Genomic DNA, 12,796 nt, shown 5'->3' on the forward strand with positions numbered 1-12,796 from the left:
TCAGTCCTGTGGTGAGAGCCGGAGGTCGACGGATCGGCGGGTGGTCAGCTGGTCCGGCCCTTGGCGTCGAATTCCTTCATGCGGTCGAGGACGCCGTCCGCGGAGGGGTGGATCATCTCGTCGACGATCCGGCCGTCCGCGAGGAAGATCACCCGGTCGGCGTAGGAGGCGGCCACCGGGTCGTGGGTGACCATCACGACGGTCTGGCCGAGCTCGCGTACGGAGTTGCGCAGGAAGCCCAGCACCTCGGCGCCGGAGCGGGAGTCCAGGTTTCCGGTCGGCTCGTCACCGAAGATGATCTCCGGCTGGGAGGCCAGGGCGCGGGCGACGGCGACGCGCTGCTGCTGACCGCCGGAGAGCTGGGTCGGGCGGTGACCGAGGCGGTCGTGCAGGCCCACCATGTCGATGACGTTCTGGAGCCACTTCTTGTCCGGCTTGCGGCCCGCGATGTCCATGGGGAGCGTGATGTTCTCCAGGGCGGTCAACGTCGGGAGCAGGTTGAACGCCTGGAAGATGAAGCCGATCTTGTCGCGGCGAAGCTGGGTGAGCTGCTTGTCCTTGAGCGTGCCGAGTTCGGTCTCGCCGATGCGCACGGACCCGGAGCTGAAGGTGTCGAGGCCGGCCACGCAGTGCATCAGCGTGGACTTGCCGGAGCCCGAGGGGCCCATGATCGCGGTGAACTGCGCCTGCTGGAAGTCGACGGTGACCCGGTCGAGCGCGACCACCTGGGTCTCGCCCTGGCCGTACACCTTGGACAGTTCCGTGGCGCGGGCGGCCACGGCGGTGGCGCGGTGAGCGATGGGCGTGGTGGTCACGAGGAGGGCTCCTGTCACATGGGGTGAGCATCGGGGACCCTCCCATCGTGTCTGCCCCGCGGCCGCGGATCGTCAGTCCCCGTGCCCGTTCCCGGGGCCCTCTTGGGTCGGACCACGCGCCCCGCTCCTCCTCCTTTGGTATGACGGTGCCCCTGAGAGGGGACCGGTGGCGCGGGCCGGCGGGAGGGGCCGCCGACGGGCGGGCCGAGGCGGCGAGTTTCCGTCAATCCCATGGGGGTGCGGTGGCGCCCACCTGTCGGGCCGGCTGCCCCGGCATGCCATCTGACCTGGGCTGACGCACCCTCAGGCGGCAATAAAATAAGACAACATCGGGCCACGGCCGGCCGGGCACGTCGATCTACCCGGATAGGCTCCTGTGCTTACGCGGAGCCGCGCACCTGGCCCGGATGGTGGAATGCAGACACGGCGAGCTTAAACCTCGCTGCCCTTCGCGGGCGTGCCGGTTCAAGTCCGGCTCCGGGCACCTCGCACGCCCGGTTACCCCCTCAAAATCGTTGAAAACCCAAGTGTCGGACGTCACGGGGACACCGGCCGTCGGACCCCGGCCGGTCACGATCGTGGAAAGATCCTCCCCGAGCACTAGGGTGCTTCTTTTGCTCGCGCATTACTCTTGACTTCAAGGCCGCGCTGGGCGGCCATGAAGGAGTGAGATGAGGAGCAGCAACCCGGTCTTCTCGCGACGGGGGTTCAGCCGTGACAGCGGCTACGCCGGCTTCAACGCGCAGCAGCCGCAGGCCGGGGGCCCCGCCGTAGGAAACAACCCCTACGCCCAGGGCACCGGCAACCCGTACGCGACCAACCCGTACGCCCCGGCCGACACCCAGACCGGTGCCGGACCGCAGGCGCCCGCCCGCGCCGATGTGATGACCATCGACGATGTCGTCTCGCGCACCGCGATGACGCTCGGCACCGTCGTGATCACCGCCGTTCTCTCCTGGGTCCTGCTGCCGGTCGACGAGGCCAACATCGGCAAGTCGTACGGCATCGCGATCGGCGCGGCCCTCGTGGCTCTCGTCCTGTCGCTCGTCCAGGCCTTCAAGCGCAAGCCGGTACCGGCGCTCATCCTGGCCTACGCCGCGTTCGAGGGTGTCTTCCTCGGAGTCATCTCCAGCGCGGTCAGCACCTACATCAGCCCCGGTGTGGTGGTCCAGGCCGTCCTCGGCACCATGTGTGTCTTCGCCGGTGTCCTCTTCGCCTACAAGATGCGCTGGATCCGCGTCACGCGCCGTTTCTACGGCTTCGTGATGGCGGCCGCCATGGGCTTCCTGCTGCTGATGGTGGCCAACCTGCTGTTCTCCGTCTTCGGCGGCGGTGACGGCCTCGGCTTCCGCAGCGGCGGTCTCGGCATCCTGTTCGGTGTGATCGGCATCATCCTCGGTGCCTGCTTCCTCGCCCTCGACTTCAAGCAGGTCGAGGACGGTGTGACGTACGGCGCTCCGCGCGAGGAGTCGTGGCTGGCGGCCTTCGGCCTCACCCTGACCCTGGTGTGGATCTACCTGGAGATGCTGCGTCTCCTGTCGATCCTTCAGGGCAACGACTAGCCGACCACGCAATGACGAAGGGCCCGCAGGCATTGCCTGCGGGCCCTTCGGCGTCGAGACCTAGAGCAGTTTGCGCGCGGCGCGCCTCAGGTCGTACTCGTGGATGATCGCTTTGGCATGCCCGTATGCGAGGTTGTGTTCGCTCCGGAGCCAGCTCACCTTCTCCTCGAAGCGGAAGAGGGAGGGGCCTTCGTCGACGGCGCGGAGCCAGTCGGAGATCTCACGACCGGTGCAATGAGGGATTCGGGAGAGCAGATTTCGATGGGTCTCTTCGGAGAAGACTTGGGACATCGGCGCCTCCGGACGCGTTGCGCGTGTGCTCCTTCACGCCACCGTGCCTGAGTGTTCGCGTATTGGCAACAGTCCGTGGGGTGCACATAGGGTCGAACCGTGCTGGATACGAGTGAGCTGACCGACGCCGTGGACCGCTTCGCCGACCGTCTGCGGGCCGCTCCGCAGAGCCGTCTGCAGCGGGGTGCCGCGGCTGAAGGGCTGGACCTGGCCAGGGAGTTGGCGCGGCTGGCCCAGCGCATCGAGGCCCCGGGAACGGAGCCTTCGATCATGCCGGACGCGGGCATCTTCGCAGTTGCGGATCAACTGATGGTGGCCGGTACGGATTTGGCCGAAGCGCTGCGGACGGCCCCGTCCCGTTCCGTGGCGGAGGTGGACGAGGCCGTGAGTCTGGTCCGGTCGGCCGAGGGGCGGGCCGGGCTGTAGGTCCGGGCCGGCGGGCCGTGCTGTGGTCCTGGGGGACCGCTGAGGGGGCTCCGGGGGGAGACCCGCCGGGCGGGACCCGGAAGGGGCCCGCGAAGGCCCCTGGGGATCCTCAGAGAGAGGCGATGACGCGGTCGGCCAGGATGTAGACCGTCTCCTCGCCGCACTCGAACGTGAGGGCGTACGCCCCCGAGATGCTGGAGCCGCCGAGGAGGACCGGGGTGTCGCCGGTCCGCAGGGCCTCGGCAAGGCGCTCAGCGGTCTCGCGGTGGCCCGGGGTCATGCAGAGCGTGGTGCCGTCGGCGAAGACGTACACGTCGAGCGTGCCGAGCGGGCCGGGCCGGACGTCGGCGAGCTCGGTGCGGTTCCCGGACAGCTCTTCGAGCCGGGAGACCGTGCGCTCGTGGTCGGTGACGACCGGCGTCTGCACCGGGACGAAGTCCGGGTGCGAGGGGTGGCGGCGGCGGGCCGCGGCCAGCTCGGGGGAGTCCTCGGCGAACTCGGTGACCTCGGGGAGGTCCGCCATGTCGTCGAACGCCTCGACGGCCTCGAAGTCCATGGCCTCCAGGCCCACGAAGTCCGACTGGCGCGGGACGTAGAACGGGAGCTCCTCACCGGGAGCCACCAGACCGCCCAGCAGGGTCACGGGGGCCTCGCCGATGAGACGCGGGGAGGCGTCCGCGGCGTCGCGGGACTCCTGCGCGGCCCAGAAGGCGCGCGCCTCGGCGAGCTCGCGTTCCCGCTCCTCGGCCAGGGCCTCGGCGACGGCCTCGCGTATCTCGGCGGCGGGGGTGGGGCGGGCCTGCGGCACGGAGACCTTCGGCCCGGTGCCGTGCACCTCGGCCAGCTCGCTGCGCAGGGCGGTGACCTGCTTGCGGAGCCCGTGGGCGGCGTGCAGGGCTGCGGCGCCCACAGCCGTCGCGGCGGCCGTGGTCAGCAGCAGGGCAAAAGACATGGCGCTCACTGACATACTCCCGGTTCCATCGATACCCCCGACTTCCTACCTCAGCTTGGGGGGAGCCCGCGCCCCCTGTCAGTGCATTACGTCACGAAATGGACAGGACTTTGGGCCTGGTGTTTAGCGGGATAACCACTGTGACCTGGGGAAATGATGCTCCCCCAGGAGATAGGTCACATCCTGGGGGAGTTTCGGTCACGACTTGAGCTCCGAGGAGCCCGAAAACCTGTCCAGAGGCTCATCCGCCTGGGCTGCGCGGGGCTACGGACAAGGGCCGCCCCTGGTGCCTCGGGCGACCCCTCCGCTGCGGCTCAGCTCAGCCGCACTGTTCTTGTGGTCGCGCTGAGCTTCGCCTCCGCTGCGGGCAGGTGCCGCCCTCGTCCCTCGGGCGACCCTCAGGGGCTGTCGTTCGGATCTTGCCGGGGCTCGCGTGCCCTGGCACGCACGCTCGCCGCGTTGTCGTCAGTCGCCGACGCTCCGCGTCGGCTCCTTCCTCCGCCTTGCGATCGCACGCACCAGACCCCGCTCACTGACCCAGCCTGATCCGAACGACAGCCCCTACCCTCCGCTGCCGCTCAGCTCAGCCGCTCGATGACCATCGCCATGCCCTGGCCGCCGCCCACGCACATCGTCTCCAGGCCGAACTGCTTGTCGTGGAACTGGAGGCTGTTGATCAGCGTGCCCGTGATGCGCGCGCCCGTCATGCCGAAGGGGTGGCCGACCGCGATCGCGCCGCCGTTGACGTTGACCTTGTCCAGCGGGATGCCCAGGTCCCGGTACGACGGGATGACCTGCGCGGCGAACGCCTCGTTGATCTCGACCAGGTCGATGTCCCCGGCGGTCAAGCCGGCCCGCTTCAGAGCCTGGTTGGACGCCTCGACCGGGCCGTAGCCCATGATCTCGGGGGACAGGCCGGAGACACCGGTGGAGACGATCCGCGCCAGCGGGGTCAGGCCCAGCTCGCGGGCCTTGGTGTCGCTCATGATGACCAGGGCCGCGGCGCCGTCGTTCAGCGGGCAGCAGTTGCCCGCGGTGACCATGCCGTCGGGGCGGAAGACGGGCTTGAGGCCCTCGACGCCCTCCAGCGTGACACCCGCGCGCGGACCGTCGTCCGTGCTGACGACCGTGCCGTCGGGCGTGGTGACCGGGGTGATCTCACGCTCCCAGAAGCCCTTCTTGATGGCTTCCTCGGCGAGGTTCTGGGACCGGACACCGAACTCGTCCATGTCCTGACGGGTCACGCCCTTGAGGCGCGCCAGGTTCTCGGCCGTCTGGCCCATGGCGATGTACGCGTCCGGGACGAGACCGTCCTCGCGGGGGTCGTGCCAGTCCGCGGCGCCCTTCTCGGCGACGGAGGCGGTACGGGCCTCGGCCTCGGCGAACAGCGGGTTGTGCGTGTCCGGCAGGCTGTCGGAGTTGCCCTTGACGAAACGGGACACCATCTCGACGCCGGCCGAGATGAAGACGTCGCCCTCGCCGGCCTTGATGGCGTGCAGCGCCATGCGCGAGGTCTGGAGGGACGACGAACAGTAACGGGTGACGGTGCAGCCGGGGAGGTGGTCCATCCCCATCTGCACGGCGATGATGCGACCCAGGTTGTGGCCCTGCTCGCCGCCGGGCAGACCGCAGCCGAGCATCAGGTCGTCGATGTCCCGGGGGTCCAGCTCGGGCACCTTGGCCAGCGCGGTCTGGATGATCGTCGCGGTGAGGTCGTCCGGCCGCAGATCCTTGAGCGAGCCCTTGAAGGCCCGTCCGATGGGGGAGCGGGCGGCGGAAACGATGACGGCTTCGGGCATCACGGCTCCAGGAGGAGTGCTGGTGGGCGGACTGTCTGGAAGTTACTAGGAGGTACGGGCCGGGTCACGGGTACGCCGGTGTGACGGTCGCCTCAATTCTAAGCGAGCGCTCACTTTTTCGGCAGGGGTGCGGCCGGCCGGACCCGTACGTCCTACTGCCGCGCCTGAGACGGCGACGGGCTCGGTTCCGCCGCCGTGGACGTGGACGGCAGCCGCCGGCGCCTGCGGTGCTTGAGCAGAGCCCAGGGCCCGCGCGCGCCCGTGACCTCGGTACCCGCCTCCTTGGCCGCCGTCGCCGCGGCCTTCGCCACCGGGAGCATGCCCTCGTCGCGGTCCGCCTCCGGGCGGTCCGACTCCGGCCACACGCCCAGCACCGCGCCCAGCGTCGGGAGCATCGCCATCGCCGCCGTCGCGTAGCCCTCCGCCGAGGGGTGGTAGTTGTCCGCGCCGAACATCTCGCGCGGGTTGGCGGCGAACTCCGGGCCCAGCAGGTCGCCCAGCGACACCGTGCGCCCGCCCTGCTCCACCACCACGATGGTCTGCGCGGCCGCCAGCTGGCGCGAGACCCTGCGGGCCAGCCAGCGCAGCGGCTGGTAGACCGGCTCGATGGTGCCGAGATCCGGGCACGTGCCGACCACCACCTCCGCCCCTGCCGTACGCAGTCTCCGCACCGCGGAGGACAGATGGCGGACGGACTCGGTGGGCGGCATCCGGTGGGTGACGTCATTGGCGCCGATCATGATCACGCAGACGTCCGGCAGCCGGGACCTGTCCTCCAGCAGCACCGTGACCTGACGGTCCAGATCGTCCGACTGGGCACCCGGCAGTGCGACATTGCACACCTCCACGGGACGCTCGGCCACCGCCGCCAGCCCGGACGCGAGCAGCGCCCCCGGGGTCTGGCCCGCCCGGCGCACCCCCTGGCCGGCCGCTGTGGAGTCGCCCAGCACGCCGAGGAGCAGCGGATCGTTGTGCCCGAAAGCCAGCCCGTACAGCCCGTCGCCGCGCGGGGGCATCGGGGCGATGCCCCCGCCCACCGAGCGCTTGGCCAGCTGGACCTCCGCGAGCACGACTCCCACGGCCGCCGCTCCGAGCAGACCGATGCTGCCTCCGCCGTACGCCGCGCCTGCGGCGATCCGCCGTGCCACCCTCGCCCTCGACACCGAGCCACCTCCTCTCCTCGTCGCCTGTCATCAGCTAACTGCCCCGTAGCGGCCGTCGCCCAATCCCGCGCCGGTCCGCATACCCTGGCCGCATCACTACGGAGATCCCGGAGAACATTGTGCGCATCCATGACTCGATGATCAGTCTTGTCGGCAATACCCCGCTGGTGAAGCTGAACAGCGTGACCGCGGGCGTCCAGGCGACGGTCCTGGCCAAGGTCGAGTACTTCAACCCGGGCGGTTCGGTGAAGGACCGCATCGCCGTGCGCATGATCGAGGCGGCCGAGGAGAGCGGAGCACTGCAGCCCGGCGGCACGATCGTGGAGCCGACCAGTGGCAACACGGGTGTCGGCCTGGCGATCGTGGCCCAGCAGAAGGGCTACAAGTGCATCTTCGTCTGCCCGGACAAGGTGTCCACGGACAAGATCAACGTGCTCCGTGCGTACGGTGCCGAGGTGGTGGTCTGCCCCACCGCGGTCGACCCCGAGCACCCCGACTCGTACTACAACGTCTCCGACCGTCTGGTGCAGGAGACGCCGGGTGCGTGGAAGCCGGACCAGTACTCCAACCCGAACAACCCGCGCTCGCACTACGAGACGACCGGTCCCGAGCTCTGGGACCAGACGGACGGGAAGATCACCCATTTCGTCGCGGGCGTCGGCACCGGCGGCACCATCTCGGGCACCGGCCGCTACCTCAAGGAGGTCAGCGACAACGGTGTGCGGATCATCGGTGCGGACCCCGAGGGCTCGGTCTACTCGGGCGGCTCCGGGCGTCCGTATCTGACGGAGGGCGTCGGTGAGGACTTCTGGCCGACGGCGTACGACCGGACCGTGACCGACGAGATCGTCGCCGTGTCCGACAAGGACTCCTTCCAGATGACCCGCCGTCTCGCCAAGGAGGAGGGCCTGCTCGTCGGCGGCTCCTGCGGCATGGCGGTCGTCGCCGCGCTGCGCGTCGCGGAGGGTCTCGGCCCCGACGACGTGGTGGTCGTCCTGCTGCCGGACAGCGGCCGCGGCTATCTCTCCAAGATCTTCAACGACGAGTGGATGGCCGACTACGGCTTCCTGGAGGAGGCCGGCCACGCCGCGCGCGTCGCCGACGTGCTGCGGCACAAGGAAGGCGGCAAGATCCCCAGCCTGGTGCACATGCACCCGGAGGAGACCGTCGGCGAGGCCATCGAGGTGCTGCGCGAGTACGGCGTGTCGCAGATGCCGATCGTGAAGCCGGGCGCGGGCCACCCCGACGTGATGGCCGCCGAGGTCATCGGCTCGGTCGTGGAGCGCGAGCTACTGGCCGCGCTGTTCACCCAGCGTGCCGCGCTGAGCGACCCGCTGGAGAAGCACATGAGCGACCCGCTGCCGCAGGTCGGCTCGGGCGAGCCGGTCGGCGACCTGATGACCGTGCTCGGAGCCGCGGACGCCGCGATCGTGCTGGTCGAGGGCAAGCCGATGGGCGTGGTGAGCCGTCAGGACCTGCTGGCCTTCCTCGCCGGCGGCGGCAAGTAGTAGCGCGGGGAAGGGGCTTCGCGCAAACGGTACGCGCACGTCACGTACGCGCAGCACCCGCTTAACACGCGTCCGTCACAGTCATGGGTGTCGGCAGGGTTCCCGGGCAGGGAACCAGGCCGGCGCACAGGCGGCGTCGAAGAACTCCGGAGCGGCTCCCGGACTCCCAGACGCCCCGGACGCGGCGACCGGCCCTGACCCGGGACCGTGTCCCACGCGGGGACCGTCGTCGTCCCGCCCCCCGGCCCTGCCGGGGGTGAGGCGGTCCCCGCGCACACTCTTCCCCGGCGCCCGCGTGGCACAGGCTTCCCGGGCGCCGGTGTGTCGACCGGCGACCGGGCTCACTCGCGCGGCGAGGAAGCCGTCCAGCTCGGCACCGACAGACGCTCCGCCGTGGGGGAGCCAGGCTCCGGTGTGCAGACCACGAGCGGCTGGTCCGGGTCGCCCGGCAGCGTGGGCGTCTCGTACGGCAGCGTCAGCCCGCCCGCCGTCGGCTGCGAGATGCGCTTGACGCCGTGGGTCTTCTCCTAGACCTCGTGGTCCGCCCACAGCCGCCGGAAGTGCTCGCTCTTCACCGACAACTCGCCGATCAGCGCGCCGAGTTCGCCGTCGTCGGGATGGCGGCCGGCGTCGAGGCGCAGACAGCCGACCACCTCGGCGGCCACCGCCTCCCGGTCCGTGTACATCTCCCGCGCGGCCGGGTCCAGGAAGACCTGGCGGGGAACATCGCGCTCGCGCCGGCCGTGAGGCCGTGGCCCGGACTCACACGATCGCCGGGCCTCAGCCCTCCCAGTCGGAGGTCTTCTCCGGGGCCTTGTGCCGCAGCCACGGCCAGCCCTTGGCGGCATGGACGGCGTTGACGCCGACGATGCCGCCCCAGGCGACGATCAGCCCCGGCAGATCGGCGTTGACGACACCGATCGCCGAGAGCGGGATCGCGAGGATCATCGAGATGATCCCGAAGCCGAAGCGCTCGCCGAAGTTCGGGTCGGCGGGCTGCTGCGGCGGCCGGGTGCCGCGGGCGACCACCATCTGCTGCTCGGCGAGCTGCCGGCGCACACGGCGGTCCACCGTGCCGTCCAGGCGCTGTTCGACCTTCTCCAGGAAGGATTCGACGAGCGCTGAATCGTATTCTTCGCCCAGCTCACGGCGGGCGTGCAGGGTGGCGTCGAGCTCTTTCTCGAGCTCAGGGTCGCGGGCTTCCATAACCGTTCACGCTACGGGCGCCCGGCCGTCGCGTCAGTGGGGGTAGCCCCACTGTTTTCCGTCGGGGTTGCCCCGGGGGCGAGGATCGTCCGCTCCGGGATGTGCGCGGTACGGCGGCGGGCGATCAGCCAGTACAGCAGCGCCGGCACGACGAGCCCCACCATCCAGGAGATGTCCGCACCGCCCAGCGGCTCCACCAGCGGGCCGGTGTAGAAGTGCGTGACGAGGAACGGCAGTTGGGCCAGCAGGCCCACCCCGTACACGGCGAGGGCGTCCGCGCGCCAGGCGCCGTAGCGGCCGTGCGGATCGGCGAGCGCCGGGATGTCGTAGCGCTCGCGCGAGATCAGGTAGTAGTCGACCAGGTTGATCGCCGACCAAGGGGTGAAGAAGGTCAGCAGGAAGAGCAGGAAGTCCTTGAACGAGGTGAGGAAGCTGTCCTTGCCGAGCAGGGCGACGACCGTGCCGGCGATCATGATGGCCGCGATGTAGAGCGCCCGGCCGCGCGGTGACAGCGTCCTCTGGCCGCGGAAACCGCTGATGCTGGTCACCATCGACATGAAGCCGCCGTAGGTGTTGAGCACATTGATCGTCAGCTTGCCGAGCGCGATGACGAAGTACAGGAACGAGGCGATCAGGCCGGTGCCGCCGAGGGCCACCACATAGCTGACCTGGCCTCCGAGGAAGGCGTCCCCGGCGGTCGCGGCGACCAGCACGCCGAAGATCATCGACCACTGCGAACCGATGGCCGAGCCGGACAGCGTCCACCAGAACGTGGCGCGGGCGCTGGTGTGCCGCGGCAGATAGCGGGAGTAGTCGGCCACGTACGGGCCGAAGGCCAGCTGCCAGGACGCCGAGAGCGAGACCGCCAGCAGGAACATCGGCAGGTCGAAGGCCCGGTCGGCCAGCACCGTGCCGAGGTCGATCCGGTCCAGCAGCCGGATGCCGAGGTAGACGAAGGCGAGCGCGCACACGACGCTCGCGACCCGGCCGAGGACATGGATGACGCGGTAGCCGATCGCCGCCGTCACCGCGGTCACCAGCGCGAAGATCACGATGCCGGGCGTCTCGCCGAGATGCGTGAGCTCGCCGACCGCCTGGCCGGCCAGCACGCTGCCGCTGGCGAAGAAGCCGACGTACATCACGATCACCAGCAGCAGCGGGATGATCGCGCCCTTCACGCCGAACTGCGCCCGTGACTGGATCATCTGCGGCAGGCCGAGCTTCGGTCCCTGCGCCGAGTGCAGGGCCATCACCGCGCCGCCGAGCAGATTGCCCACCGCGAGGCCGACGACCGACCAGAAGGGGCCGCCCCCGAAGACGACGGCGAGCGCGCCCGTGACCACGGCGGTGATCTGGAGATTCGCGCCGAGCCAGAGAGTGAACTGGGAGAAGGCGGTGCCGTGCCGCTCACTGTCGGGAACGACGTCGATGGACCGTACTTCGACGAGGCCTGCCATGGTTCAGCTGCCCTTCTTCGTGATTCCGTGCTGTCGGGCCCAGTCGTTCGCGACGTCCTCCGGGTCCTTCTTGTCCTTGTCCACCAGCCGGTTGAGCTCGGTGAGCTGCTCGGTCGTCAGGACGGCGCCGAGCCGGGCCAGTGCCTTGCGTACGCGCGAGTCCGCCTTGCGGTCGGCGATCAGCGGGACGACGTGCTGACCGGGAATCAGGTTCTTGGGGTCGGAGAGCACGACCCAGCCCTCGGCCTTGATGTCGGTGTCCGTGGTGAAGAGGTTGGCGACGTCGACATCCCCCTTCTTCAGCGCGCCCTTGACCAGCGGCCCGGAGGAGTCCAGGGACTTGAACTCCTTGAACTCCACGCCGTACATGTCCTTCAGACCGACGACGCCGACGACCCGCTTCTTGACCTCGGGGGCCGCGCCGATGACGAGTTCGCCGTTCTTCCTGGCGAGGTCGCCGAGGGACCGGAGCCCGTACTTCCGTGCCGTCTCGCTGGTGACGGCGAAGGCGTCGGAGTCCTCGGCCAGTCCGTACGGGAGGATCTGGAGGCCCTGGGGGAGGGCGACGGCGAGCGCGTTCTGCATCTCGCCCTCCTCGGTGGCCGTGGCCTTGGGGTCGAGGTAGTGCAGCAGGGCGCCCTGGTACTCGGGCAGCAGATCGATGTCGCCGCCGCGCAGCGCGGGGATGAGGATCTCGCGGGTGCCGAGGTTGGGGCGGACGGTCGCCTTCACACCGGCCGCCTTCAGGGCGGCGGCGTACAGGAAGCCGAGTATCTGGTTCTCGGTGAAGTTGGCGGTGCCGATGGTGACACCGTCCTTGCTGGAGCCGCCGCCGGACAGCGAGCCGCCCTCACCTTCGAGCGAGGTGATGCCGCTGCTGCACGACGCGAGCGCGGGGACGGATGCGGCGGCCAGCAGACTGCCGAGCAGGGTGCGTCGGTTCATGGGAAGTCCTTATGCGGGGCGGTTGCTGAAGAGGACGCGCTGGAGGCCGGCGAGCGCCAGATCGAGCACGACGGCGACGACCGCGACGAGGACGGCTCCGCCGAGCACCTGGACGAGGTCGCGCTGGGCGAGGCCGTCGAAGACGTAGCGGCCCAGTCCGCCGAAGCTGACGTACGCGGCGATGGTGGCCGTGGCCACGACCTGGATCAGGGCGAGCCGCAGTCCCGTCATGATCAGCGGCATCGCCAGCGGGACCTCCACCTGGAGCAGCACCTGGTGGCCGCGCATGCCCTGGCCGCGGGCGGCGTCCCGGACCTCGGGGTCGACCGCGGACATGCCGGCGTAGGTGTTGGTGACGATGGACGGGATCGCGAGGGCGACCAGCGCCACGTACACCGGCGTCATGGACAGGCCGCTGGCGAGGAAGACCAGCACGACGAGGCCGACGGTGGGCAGGGCCCGACCGAACGACGAGAGGTTGATGGCGAGGAACGCGCCGCGTCCGGTGTGCCCGATCAGCAGACCGACCGGCAGGGCGATGACGGCGGCGATGAGCGTCGCGAGCAGTGAGTACTGGAGGTGCTCGACGAGCCGGTGGGCGATTCCGTCGCTGCCGGACCACTGGGCGCCGCTGGTCAGCCAGGAGCCGAGGTCCTTGAAGAGCTCGTACAT

General features: G+C 69.9%; 12 protein-coding genes, 1 tRNA gene and 1 pseudogene. 4 read left to right on the forward strand and 10 right to left on the reverse strand.

Annotated features, from left to right (window positions below):
* Positions 1–44: 44 nt before the first annotated feature.
* Complete coding sequence (locus RPQ07_RS22075) at positions 45–815, reverse strand: ABC transporter ATP-binding protein (protein WP_313945906.1); 771 nt, start codon at positions 813–815, stop codon at positions 45–47.
* A gap of 401 nt (positions 816–1,216) precedes the next feature.
* On the opposite strand from RPQ07_RS22075, the gene RPQ07_RS22080 reads away from it, so the two are divergent.
* Both RPQ07_RS22080 and RPQ07_RS22085 read left to right on the forward strand, forming a co-directional pair.
* Positions 1,217–1,299, forward strand: a tRNA-Leu gene (locus RPQ07_RS22080).
* A gap of 187 nt (positions 1,300–1,486) precedes the next feature.
* Positions 1,487–2,377: a Bax inhibitor-1/YccA family protein gene (locus RPQ07_RS22085; RefSeq protein WP_313945907.1), complete on the forward strand. Its 891-nt coding sequence runs from the start codon at positions 1,487–1,489 to the stop codon at positions 2,375–2,377.
* A 60-nt stretch (positions 2,378–2,437) separates the two neighbouring features.
* Here the strand turns inward: RPQ07_RS22085 and RPQ07_RS22090 are convergent, their stop codons facing one another.
* Positions 2,438–2,668: a DUF4287 domain-containing protein gene (locus RPQ07_RS22090; protein WP_313945908.1), complete on the reverse strand. Its 231-nt coding sequence runs from the start codon at positions 2,666–2,668 to the stop codon at positions 2,438–2,440.
* Between the two features lie 99 nt (positions 2,669–2,767).
* Here RPQ07_RS22090 and RPQ07_RS22095 point away from each other — a divergent pair, with 99 nt between their 5' ends.
* Complete coding sequence (locus tag RPQ07_RS22095; RefSeq protein WP_313945909.1) at positions 2,768–3,094, forward strand: hypothetical protein; 327 nt, start codon at positions 2,768–2,770, stop codon at positions 3,092–3,094.
* A gap of 109 nt (positions 3,095–3,203) precedes the next feature.
* Here the strand turns inward: RPQ07_RS22095 and RPQ07_RS22100 are convergent, their stop codons facing one another.
* The 3 genes from RPQ07_RS22100 to RPQ07_RS22110 all read right to left on the reverse strand — a co-directional run bounded on the left by RPQ07_RS22100 (position 3,204) and on the right by RPQ07_RS22110 (position 6,993).
* Entirely contained in the window at positions 3,204–4,055 is an 852-nt protein-coding gene (locus RPQ07_RS22100) for a hypothetical protein (RefSeq protein WP_313945910.1), read from the reverse strand.
* Between the two features lie 569 nt (positions 4,056–4,624).
* Positions 4,625–5,845 carry an acetyl-CoA C-acetyltransferase gene (locus RPQ07_RS22105; protein ID WP_313945911.1) on the reverse strand — a complete coding sequence of 407 codons (1,221 nt, stop codon included), beginning with the start codon at positions 5,843–5,845 and terminating at the stop codon, positions 4,625–4,627.
* Positions 5,846–5,997: 152 nt separating this feature from the next.
* Entirely contained in the window at positions 5,998–6,993 is a 996-nt protein-coding gene (locus tag RPQ07_RS22110; protein ID WP_313948975.1) for an SGNH/GDSL hydrolase family protein, read from the reverse strand.
* A gap of 134 nt (positions 6,994–7,127) precedes the next feature.
* On the opposite strand from RPQ07_RS22110, the gene RPQ07_RS22115 reads away from it, so the two are divergent.
* Positions 7,128–8,516, forward strand: coding sequence for a cystathionine beta-synthase (locus RPQ07_RS22115; RefSeq protein ID WP_313945912.1), 1,389 nt, complete (start codon positions 7,128–7,130; stop codon positions 8,514–8,516).
* Between the two features lie 341 nt (positions 8,517–8,857).
* On the opposite strand, the pseudogene RPQ07_RS22120 reads toward RPQ07_RS22115, so the two are convergent.
* The 5 genes and pseudogenes from RPQ07_RS22120 to RPQ07_RS22140 all read right to left on the reverse strand — a co-directional run.
* Positions 8,858–9,250, reverse strand: a pseudogene (locus tag RPQ07_RS22120) (transcriptional regulator); the annotation flags it as partial.
* A gap of 46 nt (positions 9,251–9,296) precedes the next feature.
* Positions 9,297–9,722 carry a hypothetical protein gene (locus tag RPQ07_RS22125; protein ID WP_313945913.1) on the reverse strand — a complete coding sequence of 142 codons (426 nt, stop codon included), beginning with the start codon at positions 9,720–9,722 and terminating at the stop codon, positions 9,297–9,299.
* A gap of 11 nt (positions 9,723–9,733) precedes the next feature.
* A complete protein-coding gene (locus tag RPQ07_RS22130; RefSeq protein ID WP_313945914.1) occupies positions 9,734–11,179 on the reverse strand; it encodes a cytosine permease in 1,446 nt (481 codons plus the stop codon).
* A 3-nt stretch (positions 11,180–11,182) separates the two neighbouring features.
* Positions 11,183–12,124 (reverse strand): ABC transporter substrate-binding protein, encoded by a 942-nt coding sequence (locus RPQ07_RS22135; protein WP_313945915.1) that lies wholly within the window; start codon positions 12,122–12,124, stop codon positions 11,183–11,185.
* 9 nt (positions 12,125–12,133) lie between these two features.
* Positions 12,134–12,796, reverse strand: coding sequence for an ABC transporter permease (locus RPQ07_RS22140; protein WP_313945916.1), 663 nt, complete (start codon positions 12,794–12,796; stop codon positions 12,134–12,136).

It is taken from the genome of Streptomyces sp. AM8-1-1 (assembly GCF_032229325.1).
Taxonomy (GTDB): Bacteria; Actinomycetota; Actinomycetes; order Streptomycetales; family Streptomycetaceae; genus Streptomyces; species Streptomyces achmelvichensis.

Coding starts and splice junctions, on each gene's coding strand:
- RPQ07_RS22140 (WP_313945916.1), bottom strand. CDS start 12,796: ATGTACGAGCTCTTCAAGGACCTCGGCTCCTGGCTGACCAGCGGCGCC.
- RPQ07_RS22125 (WP_313945913.1), bottom strand. CDS start 9,722: ATGGAAGCCCGCGACCCTGAGCTCGAGAAAGAGCTCGACGCCACCCTG.
- RPQ07_RS22130 (WP_313945914.1), bottom strand. CDS start 11,179: ATGGCAGGCCTCGTCGAAGTACGGTCCATCGACGTCGTTCCCGACAGT.
- RPQ07_RS22105 (WP_313945911.1), bottom strand. CDS start 5,845: ATGCCCGAAGCCGTCATCGTTTCCGCCGCCCGCTCCCCCATCGGACGG.
- RPQ07_RS22090 (WP_313945908.1), bottom strand. CDS start 2,668: ATGTCCCAAGTCTTCTCCGAAGAGACCCATCGAAATCTGCTCTCCCGA.
- RPQ07_RS22135 (WP_313945915.1), bottom strand. CDS start 12,124: ATGAACCGACGCACCCTGCTCGGCAGTCTGCTGGCCGCCGCATCCGTC.
- RPQ07_RS22085 (WP_313945907.1), top strand. CDS start 1,487: ATGAGGAGCAGCAACCCGGTCTTCTCGCGACGGGGGTTCAGCCGTGAC.